The following is a 15,985-nucleotide window of genomic DNA, read 5'->3' as shown; positions in this document are numbered from 1 at the left end:
ACTGCTGTATAGCTGACCGTACGTGCCGTAGATTGCTAACTTCTATCCACATGCAGGAGATTTGGGTCGATACGGAACGGCGCTGCCCCCGCTCAGAACGGCAACTGCGACCGGACGAACTGCACGCCGGTCTTGACCTTCGACGGATCCCGGATCCGCTCCATCTCCGCGTCGGTGAGCTCGAAGTCGAAGACGGCGAGGTTCGCTTCGAGGTGCTCGCGGCTGGACGCTTTCGGGATCGCTGCCACGCCCTCCTGCTGAACCAGCCACCGGAGCGCGACCTGTGCCGGGGATTTCCCGTACCGGTTGCCGATTTGGACGAGCGCCGGGTCGTCGAGGACGCCGCCGCGGGCGAGCGGGCTGTAGGCGGTCAGGAGCACGTCGTGGATGCGGCAGTAGTCCAGCAGTTTCCGCTGGTCCCAGTAGGGGTGGTACTGCACCTGGTCGGTGAAGATTGGGGTTGATGAGATGTCCCGCGCCTTGTCCAGCAGCGACGGCGAGAAGTTGCTGACGCCGATGTGGCGGACCAGCCCTTCCTCGACGAGGTCGTTCATCGCCCCGAGCGTCTCCGACAGCGGGACCATCCACGGCGTGTTCGGCCAGTGGATGAGTAGCAGATCCAGATAGTCCGTTCCCAGTTTGTTCAGGCTCTCCCGCGTCGACCGGCGTACGCTGCGCTCGTCGCGGTTCGAACCGTCGAGCTTCGTCGTCAAGAACACGTCCTCGCGGTCGACCGCAGCGGCGTCCATCCCCAGCCCGACCTGCCGCTCGTTGCCGTACGCCTGCGCGGTGTCGACGTGACGATACCCCATTTCCAGGGCCGTTTCGACAGTTTCCCGGCAGGTCTGGCCGGTCAACTGCCACGTTCCGAGGCCGAGTGCGGGGACCGACGTTCCCTGGACCTGAATGTCGTCCATACCGTTCGTTCGCGTCACGCGGGTAAAACGTCGGTGTCCGTCCATCTACCACACTATGGGGTTACAGTTCAGGTATATGCCGCGTCTACCGGCGGGAGCTATCGTCATCCTTCATGAACAATTTCTAGGTATTAATATCGCGTCCGTTCTATCTGGCACGTCTCACGAGGGACAGGAGTGAGCGTTCATGGACAGCCACCGTCCACACCGACTGCTGGTATCGGCGTATGAACAGTCCGCGGTCCGGGGGCGTCGCGCATGAGCGAGCTATCCGGGGTGTTCGTCTCGCTGACGACTGGGGCCGGAAAATACGCGGGGACCGACGACCACGTGTACCTCGGCATCTGTGGTACGGTCGGCGGCCGCGAGTTCGCGCTCAACGTCGAAAACTTCGACGACTGGGAGGAAGGGAGCGTCGTAACGTACTCTTTCGGACAGTACGCGAACTTCTACGGTGGGAAAGACCCTCGGACCGCGGAGGACCAACTCGACCGGATGACCATCTGCCTGCCGAACGTTACACACGTCTATCTCCGCAAACAGGGGGATCGGACGACGTCGGACGACGACTACTGGGAGCTAGACGAGTGTCACGTCAACCTCCATTCGCAGTCGTCGACCCGACAGTTTGTTTCGACCGGGACGGCACGCCTTGGGAACGAGTACGGACACAAAATCTGGCTTGCCGAGTCGTTCCACCAGGGGGCCTATCGGGACGCGCGCATCCCTGCAGACGGGGAGGCCGAGTGCCAGCGCGGCCGAGAGTAGCGGGTCTCGCCAGCTACTTTTCGATAATCGTTCCGCCCGAACCGACCGCGATGTCGGTGCCGCCGCGGACGATGGCCTTCAGGTTCTCGCCGGCGGGCGTCTCCTCCTGCGTCCAGTCGCCACCGCCCAGCGCGTACACCTTGCCGCCGCCACCGACCGTGTAGCCGGTGCTGTCGTCGTCGGTGACCTCGATGTCACGCAGGCCGGCGTCGCCCGTGTCGGTCGGCGTCCACTCGGACCCGTTCCAGTGGAAGATCATGCCCCCACCGCCGGAGATCCACACGTCGTCCGGACCGTCGGAGTCGACGCCGTAGAAATTGACGTTGGCGTCGGCGAGGCCGATCTTGTTCCACGTCGAGCCGTCGTCGGTGGCGAAGACGCTCTTGTTCCCGTCCACTATGTGGCCCGAGCGGACGCCGTGGAAGTCGACAGCGTTAATCGCCGACCCGGAGCCGGGTGTGGTGTAGTCCCACGTCTCGCTCGCGCCGTTCTCGAAGCTGTAGTACACCTTTCCGGAGTCGCCGGCGACGTAGACGTTCGCCTCGCCGGCGGTGCCGGTCACAGACACGTCGTTGAAGTTGTTGGTGACGTCCATCGGGGCGCTGTGGTCGGTGAGCACGCCCGATTCCACGTCGTACTCGCCGATAGCGCCCGAGGCACCGACGAACCAGAGGGCCTTGCCGTCGTCGGTCACGTCGGCTCCGTAGAGGCTGTTCCCGTTGCCGGTCGGACCGCCGCCGATGACCTTCTGCCAGCCCCTGCTGGTCCGTTCGAGGACGATACCGCCACCCGCCACCGCGTACGCACCGGTGGCCGTGTATTCGACGTCGTGGAGGGTGTTCCCGGTCGGGGACTCGACGGACTCCCAGGGACCGGCCGCCGCAACCGTACCGGAGACGGCCACACCGCCCAGTGCAGCTGCAGCTGTCGCGCCGATACCCTTGAGGACGCCGCGTCGTGTCGCGTTGCGATCGGACATGACACCCGAGCCTGTGGACTGTCTCCACTTCAATGGGGGCCGCGGTTAACGACCTTTCACCGCGATGTAAACGTTTAAACGGCCGATATTCGGGAGAACAGCCCGTCGGAAGTGGAAAAATTAGCGACCCGGAACGAGCCGGCAAATATCACGTTAAGCCGGCTAAACGGACACAAGACTGATAACGCGGGTCCGCCGAGTCGGCTCAGGACAGTTCAGCGACGAGGGCCGGGGCTTCCGCCGCGATGATCTCGTCGATAGCGACACGGGCCGCCGCTGGGTCCGCGGGCAGGCAGAACACCGGCGTCCCGTCGGCGATCCCGGCAGTCGCGCGGACAGCAATGACACCGGTCCCCTGTTGTTCGAACAGGAGGCTCCGGTACACTTCCTCGAATCCCGGCAGTGCCTTATCGAACAGTGGGTGGACCGCTTCGAGCGTCTGCTCCGTCGGAGCGACACCGAGGCCGCCGGCAGTGACGACTACCTCCACGTCGTCGCGCCCGATCAGCCTGTCGACGGCCCCCTGGATGCCGTCGTAGTCCCCTCGAAGCCGTTCGCGAGCCGTGACCGTTTGGCCGGTCGCTTCGAGTGCCGTCTCCACCGCCTCGCCCGTCGGGTCGCCCTCCTCTGTTGCCGTCCCGACGGTGACGACGGCGGCGGCCACCTGCTGCTCCTGGGTCGCGTCGGCCTGGGTGGCTGTCTGCGCTGGCGTCTCATCCGCTGTCGGAACCACCGCCTGTGGTGTGTCCGTCGGCTGACCGGCTGCCTGTGTCTCGGAGTGTGGTTCCTCTTCGTGTCCCTCTGTTGCCGTGTCAGTCCCCTCGGCGTCCTGTGTTTCGGCTGCTGACTCGCTGTCCGTGCTTTGCGTCGCCGCCTCGTCGATTCTCTCCGCCACGGAACTGTCGCTTTCGGCCTCCGATACGGACCCGCCACTGGCCCCCGCTGTATCGTCCGGCGCGGTAGGCGCGTCGCTGTCCTCCTCGCTCGCTACGTCGTCGTTTCCTGCCGCTTCGTTCGGTTCCGAAGTGGCGGCCTCGGCAGCAGTCTCGGCCGCTGCGGATTCCTCGTCGTCCCCCGTCTCGCCCTCCTCCGTCTCGTCGTCTTCCCCGTCAGTCGGACCCCGGCGCGTGTCACGGGACTGGAAATCCACCATACTACTCCATCGGTTGCGGTGGATAAATACCCTGACGACCGTTTGCGGGACTGCAACACATATAATATCTGAAAACGATATGCTTAAAATATAGCGATAGGAAATAAAATGTATGGCTGGGAGATACCACGTCGTCTGCCACGAGTGTGCGTTCGAGGGACTGTACGAGGACCCGTCGGTCGCGGAGGGCCAGCGGGACGCACACGCCTCCGCCAGCGGGCATCGGATGAGCCTGTGTGACATTTCGAGCCAGGAAGCCCCTGGTCTGTCGCGGTAGCGGGACCGTTAGCGTTTTGCGCTCGCTTGCCTGACTCCGACACATGCAGCCACGTTGTTTCGTCGGTATTCCTGGGGGTGGTCCCATCGTGACGCACCGTTCGAGCGGGCGCGACGGGGTGCGTGCCGATGGCTGACGACGAGTCCGGCTACGTCCACCGTCCCGACACGGAGCCACAGTCCGCAGACGCCTCCTCTGCGGACAGTGAGACGGGTATGGAATCCACCGACGGGCCCGAGTTCGGGACGAGCGGCTGGATTCTGGTCGGGATGATCGGCGTGGCGTTCCTGCTCGTCCCCGGCGCAATTTTGCTCTTGCCGGCAGCCCAGGGCGTCATCAGTAGCCTCGGGCTCACGCTCCGTGACGCCTACCTCACGCTCCCGCTCGTTCCGGCGTTCGTGCTCGGTGCCCTCGCCGTGTGGTCCGCGGTCCGCTCGCAGACGGAGTGACCGAGAATAGTTATATCTGGAACACAATTGGTACGTAACTGAATGGTCCTGTCGCCGCTCGCTGTCGTTTTGTTGTCAGGTGTCGTCGGTATGGGCGTCGCCTTTCTGGTGTGGCTCCACCGGGACCGGCCGGGTGCGGGACCGCTGGCAGTGTTCGTCGTTGCGGCGAGTCTCTGGGCCGTGACGTACGGTATCGAGCTCGCAGTACCGGGACTGGCCACCATGGAGCGACTCGTCCAGGTGCAGCTGACGCTCTCGGTAATCATCCCCGTCGCATGGCTCGTGACGGTTATCGAGTACACGGGGCATCCACACTGGCTCACCCAGCGCCGAACAGCGCTGTTGCTTATCGAACCGGCGGTGTTTGTCACGCTCGTGTGGTCGAATCACGCACACGAACTCATCTGGTCCGGTCGCGGGACGCAGTACGTCTCGGCGTCGTCGGTGACGCTCGTGCCCGCGTACGAAGTCGTGTACTGGGGCCACATGTCCTACATACTGCTGTTGATCCTCGCCGGCGGTGTCCTCCTGTTACGAATGCTGTTCCGGTCGAATCAGGTGTTCCAGGGCCAGGGGCTCGCACTGCTGCTCGCCATCGCCGTCCCGACGGTCGTCCAGACGCTGTTCGTGCTCGGTGTGGTACCGACGACGTTCAACCCGACGAGTCTCGGGTACGTCGCGTCGGGGGCCGTCCTCTCGGTCGCCATCCTCCGCGGGCACCTGCTCGACGTGGCACCGGTGACCCGAGAACTAGGCCGTGAAGCGATCTTCACCGAAATGGACGACCAGGTCGTCATCGTCGACGACGAGCGCCGCATCGTCGATGTCAACGAGGCCGCCACGGCGCTGTTCGACGGCGACCAGAACACGCTGCTGGGCCGCTCGCTCCCGCGCGCGTTACCGGCACTCGCCGAGACGGTTCCGGCTCCCGGCGAGCGAACGCAGACCGAGACGGCCCTCGAACACGACGGGGGCGTCCGGTACTACGATGTGCGCGTGATACCGCTGTACCGCGCGTACGGCGTCGTCTCGGGCCATCTCATCAGCCTCCGGGATATCACGGACCGCCGGCAGCGCGAACAGCGGCTGGACGTGCTCAACCGCTTGCTCCGGCACGACATCCGAAACGAGATGAACGTCGTCAAGGGGAACGCGGACCTGCTCCGGGATACGGCCGATGCCGACGAGCGCGAGCGACTCAGCCGTATCATCAGTACCGTCGACGACATCGTCGACCGGAGCAACAAGATCGGTCGGGTCACCGAAGCCCTAGAGACCGAACAGCACAGCCCGACACCGCTTCGCGAACTGCTGGAATCGGTCGTGAGCGATGCCCGTGACCGCAACCCCGATGCGGCGCTCACGCTCACCTGCGAGGAGACCATCTGGATACAGGGCGGCCCATCGATCCGCATCGCGCTGGAAGAACTGGTCGAGAACGCCGTCGAACATCGGGCGACAGCCGATGACCCTCTCGAGGTCGAGATAACTGCGACCCGGACCGACGGAACGCCGGGGGTCCGCGTGGCCGTTCACGACAACGGCCCCGGTATCGCCGACCACGAGCGCGAGGTCATCCGCTCGGGAACCGAAACGCCGCTCAAACACGGCTCCGGCGTCGGGCTCTGGCTCGTCAACTGGATCGTCCGGAACCTCGGCGGGCGGATGTCGTTCCCCGAGACGGACGGCCCGGGAACGACTGTGGAACTACAACTGCCGGCGGCTGAGCCCGCCCACGCGACAGACGAGCCAGCGGCGGTCCGCACCGAGAACGCCGATTGACCGCGGCCGCTACCACTCGATTTCGGCCTTGTCGCGCCAGAACCGCCCGCTCGGTGCCTCGGGTCGGAAGCGAGCGAGCCACACCGGCGTCTCGGCCCCCTCCTCGGGCGTCCGGGGGGCACTCCCCTCCGTCATGTCCGTCTGAACGTAGCCCGGGCACACCGAGTTGGCGATGAGGCCGTCGGCCGCGTACTCGCCGTCGAGGTACTTCGTCAGCCCGTTGACGCCCGTTTTCGAAATGCGGTAGGCCGGCGTGCCGCCCGACTGGCTCTCGGTGATGGCTCCCAGCCCGGAGGACATGGTGACGACGCGGCCGCCCCCGTCGGCCAGCAACAGCGGGAGGGCGTACTTCGTCATGAGGACCGCCCCCCGGAGGTTCGTGTCGAGGGTGTGGTCGATAACGTCTGTCGGCATCTCGTCGAGCGGCTCCCGTGAGTCCATCACGCCGGCGTTGTTGACCAGCACGTCAAGCCGGCCCTGCTCGCGCTCGATGCGGTCGACCGCGGCGACCATCCCCTCGTCGTCGGTCACGTCGAGTTCGATGGCATGGCGGTCCGTGGCCTCGATGTCGCCGGTATCGCGAGCGCCGGCGTACACTGTCGCGTCGAGGTCGACCAGCCCGTCGGCGATTGCCTTCCCGATGCCCCGCGTGGCTCCGGTGACGAGCACGACTTGGCCGTCAAGAGAGTCGTACAGCGGAACGTCCATACCCGGGGTTGGGCGGCCGGGCCGAAAAGAAAAGGGGTCGGGATGGCGTCACTGCGACGCTTGCTACCCGCGCCGACAGGGACTGCCGACGTTACCGTTCCTCGTCCCGGCGCATCGCGATCTCGAACCAGGGACAGAGGCGGAGTTGGCGGTAGTACTCGGGATGTTCGCGCAGTCGCTCGTAGGGGACCCACATGAGGCCGTCGACCTCTTCGGGGTTCGGTTCCAGCGAGGTGTCGTGGAGCGTGGCCTGCAGCACCGCACACACTTCCCATTCGAGGCCGGCGTTCTCGTAGTAGCGCTTGTACTCGAACCGGTCGGTCACGCGGAGGTTCTGGTACTGCGAGGGGTCGATACCAAGTTCCTCCTCGAGTCGTTCCTCGGTGGCTTCGACCTGTGTCTGGCCCTCGACGGGGTGGGAGGCGACCGTACCGTCCCAGTGCGTATCCCAGAGGCGTTTGTTCGCCGCGCGCTGGGCGAGCAGGATCCGGTCGTTCTCGTCGAACAGCAAGGCGGTGAACGCGCGGTGGCGAACACCGTCGCCGGTGTGGGCATCGAGTCGATTGACCAGCCCCTCCTCGTTGTCGTCGGCGTCCACCGCGATGACCTCCTGTCGCGCGTTTTCGTGCGTCTCGTCGACCGCGTCGGAACTCATATGTCGTATCTCTCACAGAGGCGCGTATTACGCGCTTCGACTTCCCGTCACCGCGCCGGGTGGTCCGAAACGAACTGCTTGAGAATCTGCTCCTCCGCACGGTGGAGGGTTTCACTGCAGGTCGACTTCGCGATACCGACGCGGTCCGCCAGTTCCGTCAGCGAGCACTCCCGCGGCGTGTCGTAGTAGCCCGCATCGATGGCGTCCTGGACCAGTTCGAGCTGGCTCTCTGTCAGCACCTGCTCGGTTTCGAGGTGTTGCTGGATGCGGTCGACGCTGAAGGAGATGCCGAACTCCTCCAGTTGCTCGCCGAGTTCGGAGAGTCGCTCCTGTGGCGCTGATATCTCCCAGACGGCCTCTCCGTTGGACAGCGTGAACGGCATCTCAAGTGGGACGCCCGAGCCCTGGACCGGGAAGAGCAGGAGCGGCATCGACGTCTCGAACTGAACCAGCGCGCTGTCGTCCCGGTGTGAAAGTATCTCAAGGGTCGTGACCGACTCCCGGTTCTCGATGTCACGGAGAACCGCCGGGAGGTCGTCCGACGTGATCTCCGCGAGTCCGACGCCGGAGTCCTCACCGGGGAGCGCAGACAGGATGCGAAACGTCGCGTCGTCGTACGTTCGCGAAACATCGCCGATCCAGATTTCCTCCGGAATCGTGAGCGTGAGTTCAGCGTGTGGCATTGGTGTATCCGAATATATTCGCCCGACCCCCGCGTCCGTAATCCCGAACATGTTCGCATAGTTGCGATGGGAACAAGAAACTTGGGGAGTGGAGTCACACGCTGTCAACACGAGAGAGGTCGCGCAAAACCCCAGAGCCGAACATCTCCGGGGATGGCGAACGCTTATTCCGCCGGCCACTCGCCGTCTGGTATGGAGCGCGTTTCGCTGACCCGGACGGTCCCGGCTGACCCGGAGACAGTCACTGCCCTGATAACGGACGTGGCGCCGTTCATGTGCGCGGCGGGGTTCGACGAGGTGACGCTCGACGGGGACGACCTCGGTATCACGAACCGCGTCGGACTCTTCGAAATCGAACTGGACCTCGAGATCGTCGAGACTGACGCAGTCCTGCGGTACGAGCAACGCCAGGGCATCTTCGAGTCGATGATGACAGAATACACCGTCGAGGCCGTCGACGGCGGGACCGAAGTAACGGCGACCACGGAGTACAACGCACTCGACCTCCCGGTGCTCGGCGAGATGATCGATTCGACCGTTATCTCACGACAGCGCAAAAAGGAACTGAACAAGCAGTTCGACTGGCTCGTCGAACAGGTATCGTAGCTCTCCATCGGCTGGCTGTTAGAACGCCTGGGTCTCTACCCACCTTGCTCGACATAAAAAACCCGAACATATACGGCGGAGGACCAAGGGACACGCACTCCCAATCAACGCGCATGAGCCATTCCCACGAGGACCTGCCGCCGGTAACGACCGAGGTTCACGACAACTCCTGGTCGGCGAACCTGGAGACGCCCGCGCACGCCGAGGACCCCGACGTGGTCGTCGAGCAGGCCATCGATGCCGTCGAGAAGACGACGGTAGGGAACCACGTCAATCTGGTGAGCCACGCCGACCACGGCCACCCGGAAACTTACCTGTTCGATGCGCTGGCGGAGGCGTTCGGCGAGACGATTTCGACGGAGTACGTCCAACAGTGTGGCTGTGGGGGCCACGTCACCCGCGTCCACCGGGAGGCATAGATGCGCGGGAAACTCGATCTCGACCAGCAGCCGCTGGTGCTGATCTGGGAGGTAACTCAGGCCTGTGAACTGGCGTGTAAACACTGCCGGGCCGACGCCCAGCCGCGCCGCCATCCCGACGAGCTATCGACGGCGGAGGGGAAGGCGCTGCTGGACCAGGCCCGCGAGTTCGGCGACGGCCAGCTGGTCGTCCTCTCGGGTGGCGACCCGCTCGCTCGCGAGGACCTCCCGGAACTCGTCGAGTACGGGACCGAGCAGGGCCTCCGAATGACGCTGACGCCCAGCGGGACGAACTCGATCACGCCCGACCGACTGGCTGAACTCGACGACGCCGGACTCCGGCGGCTGGCCCTGTCCATCGACGGCGGCGACAGCGAATCTCACGATACCTTCCGGGGCGAATCCGGGAGCTTCGAGGCGACGATGGAGGCGGCCGAGGCGGCCCGTGATCTCGACATCCCGCTGCAGATCAACACCACCGTCTGCGCGGAGACGGTCGAGCAACTGCCGGCGATACGGGACCTCGTTGCGGACCTCGATGCGGTGCTGTGGTCGGTGTTCTTCCTCGTCCCGGTCGGTCGCGGGCGGGTGCTGACGCCGATCCCCCCCGAGCGGGCGGAGCGCGTGCTGTCGTGGCTCCACGAGGTTAGCGAGGCGGCGCCGTTCGGCCTCAAGACGACCGAAGCGCCCCACTACCGGCGCGTCGCGATCCAGAACCAGGAGGACGGTGCCGGCGGCCTCAAACGCCGGATGGGTATTCGCGCTGGCAAGGGGTTCGCCTTCGTGAGCCACACCGGCGAGGTGTTCCCCTCCGGATTCCTGCCGAAGTCGGCGGGCAGCGTTCGAGAGGAAAGCGTCGTGGACATTTACCGGGACTCACCGCTGTTCCAGCAGCTCAGGGACGACGACGCGCTGACGGGCAAATGCGGGGCCTGTCGATACAGAACGGTCTGTGGCGGCAGTCGGTCGCGGGCGTACGCGACGACGAGGGACCCGCTGGCGGCGGACCCTCTCTGTGACTACCAGCCGGATGGGTTCGAGGGGTCGGTTCCCGACCAGCACCCGGCAGATTGAGGGGGTTTTTCACTCCGTGGGAACGCGCCTCTCCCGTTTTGTAATGTGGTGTCACAGTATCTTACATGAGCGACTCCGGCATTAGAGTGGAGCTGTCGGTTGACGCCCCTGGGGCCTGTCCGGTGGCAAGCGTCTCGGACGAGGCGGGCGCGGCCGTGACCGATGTCGCCCGAAGCAGCCCAGATGCAGACGGGCAGATCATCGAAGAGTTCACCGCGACGGGCACTGACGAAGCGGCAGTCGAGGCACGGGGCGATATGGACAAAGTATTCGCCACGGGAAACGGGGCCCGCTATCAGTTCACGCGGTCGCGAACTGAGTGCGTCTGCGAGGCGGTCGAAACCTATGACTGTCCGGTCGCGGATATCCGCGCTGAGGACGGCCAGCTCTACCTGACCTTTCACGCTCCCGACGTTGATCGGGTGCGTGCCATCGTGACGCGGCTGAAAGAACTGTACGACGGTGTCTCGCTCCGGTCGATGCGGCGAAACGGCGACGTGGACCCGGTGGATTCGATCCTGGTCGACCGAAGCCAGCTCACCGACCGACAGCAGGAAGTGCTCGAAACGGCCGTCGAGATGGGGTACTTCGAGTATCCGAAGGGGGCCAACGCCGGCGACGTGGCGACAGAACTGGATATCTCCGTTTCGACGTTCGCGGAACACCTCGCCGCCGCCCAGACGAAACTGCTCGACAGCATCATCGCGGAGTAGGCCCGCAGCGCGTCGCTACTGCTTCCATCGGCGAGCGAACGCCGCTAACAGGAGATACGTGTAGAGGAGTGCGCCGAGGGCTCCAGCCGCCGTGCCGACGGATGTCGCCCAACCGAACCGGCCGATGAGACCGATCAGCTGCATGCCGAGTCCGCCGCCGAGCAGTCCAATCGACACCAGCGCCGTCCGGTCATCCGCGTAGGGCCAGACGCCGACCGATGGCGGGTAAAACTGGAACGCTGCCCCGACCACGGTGAGTCCGAGAAAGCCCGCCAGCATCGCCCGATAGTGTGCGGTGACCAGCGCCGGACTCCGACCGGTTACGGCGAGAACCAGTCCGAGTCCGATACCGACGACCCCGGCCACGACCGCCAACAGCACCGCGTAGAACCCGACGCGGCGGCGCTCCGACCGCAGGAAGAGAACGATATACGACAGTACGAATCCAACGACTGCGACAGCTTCGATGACGCCACCGACAAGGAGGAGTTCGGGGTCGAACAGCCCGAAGGCAAGCAGCGCGGGACCGCCAGCGCCGGCAGCGATGACCACCGTAACGACTGGTCGCGGCGCTTCAGCGACCAGGAACCGGGGAAACAGCCGGAAACCGACGCCGAAGACGAACAGCGCCGCCGTCCCTGCAGCGAGCAGGTGCGAGAGTTGCTGTGGGAGAATCGACTCGAAGCCAACAGCCGTGGCGAGCGCGCCACCCGCGGCGAATGCGAGGTAGCCGAGCGCTATCGGGACCGCGACGTTGGCGGTTCGGTCGACCGGTTCCCGATGGGCGTTCGCGCCGCCGGTCCCCGTCGCCGAGCCGGTGACGTTGTCACGAATCGTCCACCCCAGCGTCCCGAGAAACACCGCGACGCCGCCTGCCCAGAGCGTGGTTCCGACCGGTCGGAGCCACGGTGGACCGAGCGGTGCGAGCGCTAGCCCTGTTGTTCCGAGGACTGATAGCGGGAACTGGACTGCCGGCCCAGATTCCCACGCGAGGTCCCGGTCGAAGTACGACGGCACGAGCGCGTAGGCCTTCCCGAACAGGACGTGCAGGACGAACCCGTACAGACCGAGCGTGACGACGATCCGGCGGGGCGCGGCGACCGCCATTGCGGCGTGGAAGCCGACGAAAAACAGCGCGCTGGCGGTGACGAACCACCGCGAGGCGCGCCCGGGACGCATCTCACTCCGACCGGATTGTGACGTGCCACTCCTCGTCGGCGACCTGTTCCGTGTCGTACTGGTACCCCTTTTTCGAGAGTACGTCGTACAGTGGCACCGGCTCGAAACTGTTCACCAACCGGAGCGCCTCGCTCTCGCTGACGGAGTCGAGGGCGTTCATGATCTGTTCGAACGGTTCCCCGTCAACGTCCCGAACGTCGAGTTCCTGTACCGACTCCTGATGATCTGTGCTCATACGTCGGTTAACGGTCCCCGCCAGTCAGGCACTTGTCCCGAACGTGTTCGACTCCATGGCGGTACAGTAGCCGTGATACGAGGCCGAACAGATCGCCAATACAACTGCGTTACTCCTGGTATCGCGCTACCGTAGCGTGGTGTAGCTCAGTCCGGCAATCGCGACGAACTGCAGCGAGCGCAGGACCAGCACGGCCTGCTGGACGTGTTGGTCGCCGGCGTAGAAGCTCTGCATCGAGAAAAAGAAGTAGACGGCGATGGCGTTCTCGGCGAGCATCGCGACGGCGAAGGCGATGAGGCCGGCGACGAGTCCCGTCCGGAACGTTGCGTAGTTACGGACCCAGACGCCAAGCAGCGGGAGCAGCAATAGGACGTTGAGCCCCGCAAGCGCTGCCGCGGCAGTGATGAGCGGTCCCATCGCCATCAGCGCCGTCCCTCCTGCCTGCCGGTCGCAGCCTGGCCGATGATTCTGCCCGTCATTCGTCCATCTTCTCCACGATCTCCTCGAAGGTATCCCGGTAGTTGTCGAACCGGTCGGTCAGGAAGTAGAGTTTGGCGTACTCCTCGTCGCCTGATTCGACCACGTCGTGGTCCTCTAGCTGTTCCATGTGATGTCTGATGGTCTTGTAGCCCACGTCGAGTTCGTCGGCGAGTTCGTTGGCGTTCATCGGTCGGTCCGAGAGAGCGTCGATGATACGCGCCCGGTTGGCGCCGCCGCGCGTCGCCGTCAGCAGGTACCAGAGCGCTTTCTCCATCCCACTGTCCTCCCGGGACCTGCGTCTGCCGGTCGTATAGTCCTGTCTCTCCCCGCCGAAAGGCGCACTGGACTCGGATGCATGTACCACGTTGGGATACGGGAGTACAGACAGCCGACGGATAAAGCGTTTCTTCGCACTCTCTTCCGAGACTGTTCCAATTTCGGGGCGACTGTCCGCGTCGGCCGCCACCGCCAGCTACTCAGCGGAGCGCCTCAGTCGCGTCGGCCATGATCCCGATGGCCTCCTTCAGCGTCTCCATGTCCGTCGCGTAGGAGATACGGGCGTAGCCCGCGCCGTGCTCGCCGAAGGCGTCGCCGGGGACGACCACGACCCCGCGGTCGATGACTTCGTCCACCCAGCCGTCGGGGACCTTCGGCATCGCGTAGAACGCGCCCTTGGGCGTCGGGCAGTCCAGCCCCATCTCTTCGAGGCCGTCGAGCAGCACGTCACGGCGCTCCTGGAAGGCGTCGCGCATCTCCGCGACGGGGTCCTGTGGGCCGGTCAGCGCCGCCTCGGCGGCGTACTGGGCCGGCGCGGACGCACAGGCCTGGGCGTACTGGTGGACCCGGAGCATCCGCTCGATGCGGTCGGTGGAGCCGGTGACCCAGCCGAGCCGCCAGCCCGTCATCGAGTAGGCCTTCGAGCAGGCGTTGACGACGACGACGTTGCCCGTGTCGCTGAACTCCGCCGGCGAGCGGTGCTCGCCCTCGAACACCTGGTGTTCGTACACCTCGTCGGAGATACACAGCACGTCGTGCTCGTCGGCGATGCGGGCGAACTCCCGCATGTCCTCGGGCGGCTGGACCGCCCCGGTCGGGTTTGCGGGCGAGTTCACGACAAAGGCCGCCGTGTCGTCGGTGATGGCCTCCTCCACCGTCTCCGGGGCCATCGTGAGGTCCTCGCGCAGCGGGACCGGTCGCGGCGTCCCCCCGGCCAGATGGGTCAGCGCGTCGTAGGAGACGAACCCCGGGTCCGGGAAGATGACCTCCTGCCCCTCGTCGACGTGGGCCTCCAGCGCGATGTGCAGCGCCTCGCTCCCGCCCGAGGTGGCGATGATGTCCCCGGGGTCGACGTCGAGGTCGTTGTCTCGCTCGTGCTTGGCGGCGATGGCTTCCCGGAGCTCTTCGGTCCCCTTGTTCGACGTGTAGGCGTCGACTTTTCCGGCCTGAATCGCCTTGATGGCTGCCTGGCGGGCGTGCTCCGGCGTCGGGAAGTCCGGCTGGCCCAGCCCGAGGTTGATGGCGTCCTCGCCCGCCGCTTCGAACACTTCGCGGATGCCCGAGATCGATACCTGCTCGACCCGTCGGGAGAATCCAGTCATACTCTCTCTGGGGTGGGCCGGCCCGATAATTCTTCCCGATTCCGTTAGCGAACCACAGACATCGCAATCGCGCCGCCACCGCCGACGCTCACTCGCCTCGCCGCTGGTGGGGCCTACCGGACTACGGACATCGCAATCGCGCCGCCACCGCCGACGCTCATCCCAACGATTCCGCGGTGATGGTCCTCCCGCTCCATCGCGTACAGCAGCGTCGTCGTGAGGATGCCGCCGCTGGCCCCGATTGGGTGGCCCAGTGCCACCGCGCCGCCCAGCGGGTTGTGCTTCTCGGCGGGAATATTGAGTTCGTCGGCGACGTACACCATCTGGGCGGCGAAGGCCTCGTTAAGTTCGAAGTGGTCCACGTCGGCGACCGCGAGGTCGTTCCGGTCGAGCAGTTTTGCGACCACGTCCCGGACGGCGATAGAGAACTCCGCCGGGTCGCGGTAGGCGACGGCGTAGTCCTCGACGTGGGCCATCGGTCCCAGTCCCTCACGCTCGACTGTCTCGGCGTCGGCGAGCACCACCGCGCCCGCGCCGTCGGAGAGCTTCGAGGCGTTCCCGGCGGTGATGGTGCCCCCCTCTTCGAAGGCCGGCGGGAGCGACGCCAGCCGATCCAGCGTCGTGTCCGGCCGCGGCCCCTCGTCCTCTGTCACGAGGCCGTCCGCCGTTTCCACCGGGACGAGTTCTTCTGTGAACTTACCTGACTGGATGGCCTCGCCGGCCCGGTGGTTGCTCCGCCGGGCGTACTCGTCCTGTGCCTCGCGGCTGATGTCGTGCTCGGCGGCGATCTCCTCCGTCAGCGCGCCCATGTGGGCGTCGTAGTGTTTGTCCCACAGCGAATCCCAGATCATCGCGTCGACGAGTTCGCTGTTCCCGTGCCGGCGGCCGCCGCGCATGTCCGGCACGAGATACGGCGCGTTCGACATCGACTCCATGCCGCCGGCGAGACACACCGACGCCCGACCGGCCTCGATGCGGTCGGCGGCGGTCGTGATCGCCCGCAGTCCCGACCCCGACGCCTCGTTCAGCGTCGTCGCGGCGACATCGTCAGGTAGCGGCGATTCGACGACGACCTGTCTGGCTGGCACCTGGCCGACGCCCGCCTGTACGGCGTTTCCGAGGCCGATCCAGTCGACGCCGTCCTCGTCGACGCTGGTCCGGTTGAGCAGTCCTTCGACGGTCGCACCGCCCAGTTCGACGGCGCTTCGCCCCGAGAGCCCGCCGAGCAGTTCACCGTGTGCGGTGCGTGCGCCGTCGACCAGAACCACATCGGTCATACGGATTACATGAACCCAATCCCACAATACTGT

General features: G+C 65.4%; 20 protein-coding genes. 8 read left to right on the top strand and 12 right to left on the bottom strand.

The genetic code is table 11. The annotated features are described in order from the left end of the window. Positions 1-92 precede the first annotated feature (92 nt). Positions 93-917 carry an aldo/keto reductase gene (locus tag ACOZ4H_RS14990; protein WP_424330028.1) on the bottom strand — a complete coding sequence of 275 codons (825 nt, stop codon included), beginning with the start codon at positions 915-917 and terminating at the stop codon, positions 93-95. A 258-nt stretch (positions 918-1,175) separates the two neighbouring features. Here ACOZ4H_RS14990 and ACOZ4H_RS14985 point away from each other — a divergent pair, with 258 nt between their 5' ends. Then, positions 1,176-1,685: a hypothetical protein gene (locus tag ACOZ4H_RS14985; protein ID WP_424330027.1), complete on the top strand. Its 510-nt coding sequence runs from the start codon at positions 1,176-1,178 to the stop codon at positions 1,683-1,685. 13 nt (positions 1,686-1,698) lie between these two features. On the opposite strand, the gene ACOZ4H_RS14980 is transcribed toward ACOZ4H_RS14985, so the two are convergent. Together ACOZ4H_RS14980 and ACOZ4H_RS14975 are read right to left on the bottom strand one after the other, a co-directional pair. Next, entirely contained in the window at positions 1,699-2,664 is a 966-nt protein-coding gene (locus ACOZ4H_RS14980; RefSeq protein ID WP_424330026.1) for a WD40/YVTN/BNR-like repeat-containing protein, read from the bottom strand. Positions 2,665-2,869: 205 nt separating this feature from the next. Beyond that, positions 2,870-3,817, bottom strand: a complete 948-nt coding sequence (locus tag ACOZ4H_RS14975) for a molybdopterin-binding protein (RefSeq protein WP_424330025.1) — start codon at positions 3,815-3,817, stop codon at positions 2,870-2,872. Positions 3,818-3,929: 112 nt separating this feature from the next. Here ACOZ4H_RS14975 and ACOZ4H_RS14970 point away from each other — a divergent pair, with 112 nt between their 5' ends. The 3 genes from ACOZ4H_RS14970 (at position 3,930) to ACOZ4H_RS14960 (ending at position 6,325) form a co-directional block, all read left to right on the top strand. Beyond that, the gene (locus tag ACOZ4H_RS14970) at positions 3,930-4,094 is read left to right on the top strand and encodes a hypothetical protein (protein ID WP_424330024.1); all 165 of its coding nucleotides are present in this window, start codon (positions 3,930-3,932) and stop codon (positions 4,092-4,094) included. Between the two features lie 128 nt (positions 4,095-4,222). Then, positions 4,223-4,543, top strand: coding sequence for a hypothetical protein (locus ACOZ4H_RS14965; RefSeq protein ID WP_424330023.1), 321 nt, complete (start codon positions 4,223-4,225; stop codon positions 4,541-4,543). Positions 4,544-4,585: 42 nt separating this feature from the next. Further along, a complete protein-coding gene (locus tag ACOZ4H_RS14960) occupies positions 4,586-6,325 on the top strand; it encodes a histidine kinase N-terminal 7TM domain-containing protein (RefSeq protein WP_424330022.1) in 1,740 nt (579 codons plus the stop codon). A 9-nt stretch (positions 6,326-6,334) separates the two neighbouring features. Here the strand turns inward: ACOZ4H_RS14960 and ACOZ4H_RS14955 are convergent, their stop codons facing one another. From ACOZ4H_RS14955 to ACOZ4H_RS14945, 3 genes are all read right to left on the bottom strand, one after another. Next, the gene (locus ACOZ4H_RS14955; RefSeq protein ID WP_424330021.1) at positions 6,335-7,033 is read right to left on the bottom strand and encodes an SDR family NAD(P)-dependent oxidoreductase; all 699 of its coding nucleotides are present in this window, start codon (positions 7,031-7,033) and stop codon (positions 6,335-6,337) included. A 91-nt stretch (positions 7,034-7,124) separates the two neighbouring features. Next, entirely contained in the window at positions 7,125-7,688 is a 564-nt protein-coding gene (locus tag ACOZ4H_RS14950; RefSeq protein ID WP_004963652.1) for an NUDIX hydrolase, read from the bottom strand. Between the two features lie 47 nt (positions 7,689-7,735). Then, the gene (locus ACOZ4H_RS14945) at positions 7,736-8,371 is read right to left on the bottom strand and encodes a helix-turn-helix domain-containing protein (protein ID WP_424330020.1); all 636 of its coding nucleotides are present in this window, start codon (positions 8,369-8,371) and stop codon (positions 7,736-7,738) included. A 192-nt stretch (positions 8,372-8,563) separates the two neighbouring features. On the opposite strand from ACOZ4H_RS14945, the gene ACOZ4H_RS14940 reads away from it, so the two are divergent. From ACOZ4H_RS14940 to ACOZ4H_RS14925, 4 genes are all read left to right on the top strand, one after another. Then, positions 8,564-8,977, top strand: a complete 414-nt coding sequence (locus tag ACOZ4H_RS14940) for an SRPBCC family protein (protein ID WP_424330019.1) — start codon at positions 8,564-8,566, stop codon at positions 8,975-8,977. 113 nt (positions 8,978-9,090) lie between these two features. Continuing rightward, positions 9,091-9,396: a CGCGG family rSAM-modified RiPP protein gene (locus ACOZ4H_RS14935; protein ID WP_424330018.1), complete on the top strand. Its 306-nt coding sequence runs from the start codon at positions 9,091-9,093 to the stop codon at positions 9,394-9,396. Further along, positions 9,397-10,470 carry a radical SAM protein gene (locus ACOZ4H_RS14930; protein ID WP_424330017.1) on the top strand — a complete coding sequence of 358 codons (1,074 nt, stop codon included), beginning with the start codon at positions 9,397-9,399 and terminating at the stop codon, positions 10,468-10,470. A gap of 65 nt (positions 10,471-10,535) precedes the next feature. Beyond that, on the top strand, positions 10,536-11,183 hold the full coding sequence (locus tag ACOZ4H_RS14925; RefSeq protein WP_424330016.1) for a helix-turn-helix domain-containing protein: 648 nt from the start codon (positions 10,536-10,538) through the stop codon (positions 11,181-11,183). 15 nt (positions 11,184-11,198) lie between these two features. Here ACOZ4H_RS14925 and ACOZ4H_RS14920 read toward each other — a convergent pair whose 3' ends face one another. From ACOZ4H_RS14920 to ACOZ4H_RS14895, 6 genes are all read right to left on the bottom strand, one after another. Continuing rightward, positions 11,199-12,362, bottom strand: coding sequence for a hypothetical protein (locus tag ACOZ4H_RS14920; protein ID WP_424330015.1), 1,164 nt, complete (start codon positions 12,360-12,362; stop codon positions 11,199-11,201). A 1-nt stretch (position 12,363) separates the two neighbouring features. Further along, positions 12,364-12,597, bottom strand: a complete 234-nt coding sequence (locus ACOZ4H_RS14915; RefSeq protein ID WP_424330014.1) for a DUF2249 domain-containing protein — start codon at positions 12,595-12,597, stop codon at positions 12,364-12,366. A 126-nt stretch (positions 12,598-12,723) separates the two neighbouring features. Further along, on the bottom strand, positions 12,724-13,020 hold the full coding sequence (locus ACOZ4H_RS14910; protein WP_129756083.1) for a hypothetical protein: 297 nt from the start codon (positions 13,018-13,020) through the stop codon (positions 12,724-12,726). A gap of 52 nt (positions 13,021-13,072) precedes the next feature. After that, on the bottom strand, positions 13,073-13,351 hold the full coding sequence (locus ACOZ4H_RS14905) for an ArsR/SmtB family transcription factor (RefSeq protein ID WP_004593670.1): 279 nt from the start codon (positions 13,349-13,351) through the stop codon (positions 13,073-13,075). A gap of 202 nt (positions 13,352-13,553) precedes the next feature. Further along, complete coding sequence (locus ACOZ4H_RS14900; RefSeq protein WP_424330013.1) at positions 13,554-14,675, bottom strand: pyridoxal phosphate-dependent aminotransferase; 1,122 nt, start codon at positions 14,673-14,675, stop codon at positions 13,554-13,556. Positions 14,676-14,788: 113 nt separating this feature from the next. Next, the gene (locus tag ACOZ4H_RS14895; RefSeq protein WP_424330012.1) at positions 14,789-15,952 is read right to left on the bottom strand and encodes a thiolase family protein; all 1,164 of its coding nucleotides are present in this window, start codon (positions 15,950-15,952) and stop codon (positions 14,789-14,791) included. Positions 15,953-15,985: the final 33 nt, after the last annotated feature.

Origin of the sequence: Haloarcula amylolytica (assembly GCF_049705545.1) — an archaeon.
GTDB classification, from domain to species: domain Archaea; phylum Halobacteriota; class Halobacteria; order Halobacteriales; family Haloarculaceae; genus Haloarcula; species Haloarcula amylolytica_B.
Note: the sequence above shows the minus strand (reverse complement) of the source record. Positions and strands in the feature narration are given on the sequence as shown.

Bases quoted from the DNA above. Each gene is read 5' to 3' on its own strand.
- ACOZ4H_RS14935 (WP_424330018.1), top strand. From the start codon at position 9,091: ATGAGCCATTCCCACGAGGACCTGCCGCCGGTAACGACCGAGGTTCAC.
- ACOZ4H_RS14945 (WP_424330020.1), bottom strand. From the start codon at position 8,371: ATGCCACACGCTGAACTCACGCTCACGATTCCGGAGGAAATCTGGATC.
- ACOZ4H_RS14920 (WP_424330015.1), bottom strand. From the start codon at position 12,362: ATGCGTCCCGGGCGCGCCTCGCGGTGGTTCGTCACCGCCAGCGCGCTG.
- ACOZ4H_RS14965 (WP_424330023.1), top strand. From the start codon at position 4,223: ATGGCTGACGACGAGTCCGGCTACGTCCACCGTCCCGACACGGAGCCA.
- ACOZ4H_RS14960 (WP_424330022.1), top strand. From the start codon at position 4,586: ATGGTCCTGTCGCCGCTCGCTGTCGTTTTGTTGTCAGGTGTCGTCGGT.
- ACOZ4H_RS14975 (WP_424330025.1), bottom strand. From the start codon at position 3,817: ATGGTGGATTTCCAGTCCCGTGACACGCGCCGGGGTCCGACTGACGGG.
- ACOZ4H_RS14925 (WP_424330016.1), top strand. From the start codon at position 10,536: ATGAGCGACTCCGGCATTAGAGTGGAGCTGTCGGTTGACGCCCCTGGG.
- ACOZ4H_RS14910 (WP_129756083.1), bottom strand. From the start codon at position 13,020: ATGGCGATGGGACCGCTCATCACTGCCGCGGCAGCGCTTGCGGGGCTC.
- ACOZ4H_RS14905 (WP_004593670.1), bottom strand. From the start codon at position 13,351: ATGGAGAAAGCGCTCTGGTACCTGCTGACGGCGACGCGCGGCGGCGCC.
- ACOZ4H_RS14930 (WP_424330017.1), top strand. From the start codon at position 9,397: ATGCGCGGGAAACTCGATCTCGACCAGCAGCCGCTGGTGCTGATCTGG.
- ACOZ4H_RS14915 (WP_424330014.1), bottom strand. From the start codon at position 12,597: ATGAGCACAGATCATCAGGAGTCGGTACAGGAACTCGACGTTCGGGAC.
- ACOZ4H_RS14990 (WP_424330028.1), bottom strand. From the start codon at position 917: ATGGACGACATTCAGGTCCAGGGAACGTCGGTCCCCGCACTCGGCCTC.
- ACOZ4H_RS14970 (WP_424330024.1), top strand. From the start codon at position 3,930: ATGGCTGGGAGATACCACGTCGTCTGCCACGAGTGTGCGTTCGAGGGA.
- ACOZ4H_RS14950 (WP_004963652.1), bottom strand. From the start codon at position 7,688: ATGAGTTCCGACGCGGTCGACGAGACGCACGAAAACGCGCGACAGGAG.
- ACOZ4H_RS14940 (WP_424330019.1), top strand. From the start codon at position 8,564: ATGGAGCGCGTTTCGCTGACCCGGACGGTCCCGGCTGACCCGGAGACA.
- ACOZ4H_RS14980 (WP_424330026.1), bottom strand. From the start codon at position 2,664: ATGTCCGATCGCAACGCGACACGACGCGGCGTCCTCAAGGGTATCGGC.
- ACOZ4H_RS14900 (WP_424330013.1), bottom strand. From the start codon at position 14,675: ATGACTGGATTCTCCCGACGGGTCGAGCAGGTATCGATCTCGGGCATC.
- ACOZ4H_RS14895 (WP_424330012.1), bottom strand. From the start codon at position 15,952: ATGACCGATGTGGTTCTGGTCGACGGCGCACGCACCGCACACGGTGAA.
- ACOZ4H_RS14985 (WP_424330027.1), top strand. From the start codon at position 1,176: ATGAGCGAGCTATCCGGGGTGTTCGTCTCGCTGACGACTGGGGCCGGA.
- ACOZ4H_RS14955 (WP_424330021.1), bottom strand. From the start codon at position 7,033: ATGGACGTTCCGCTGTACGACTCTCTTGACGGCCAAGTCGTGCTCGTC.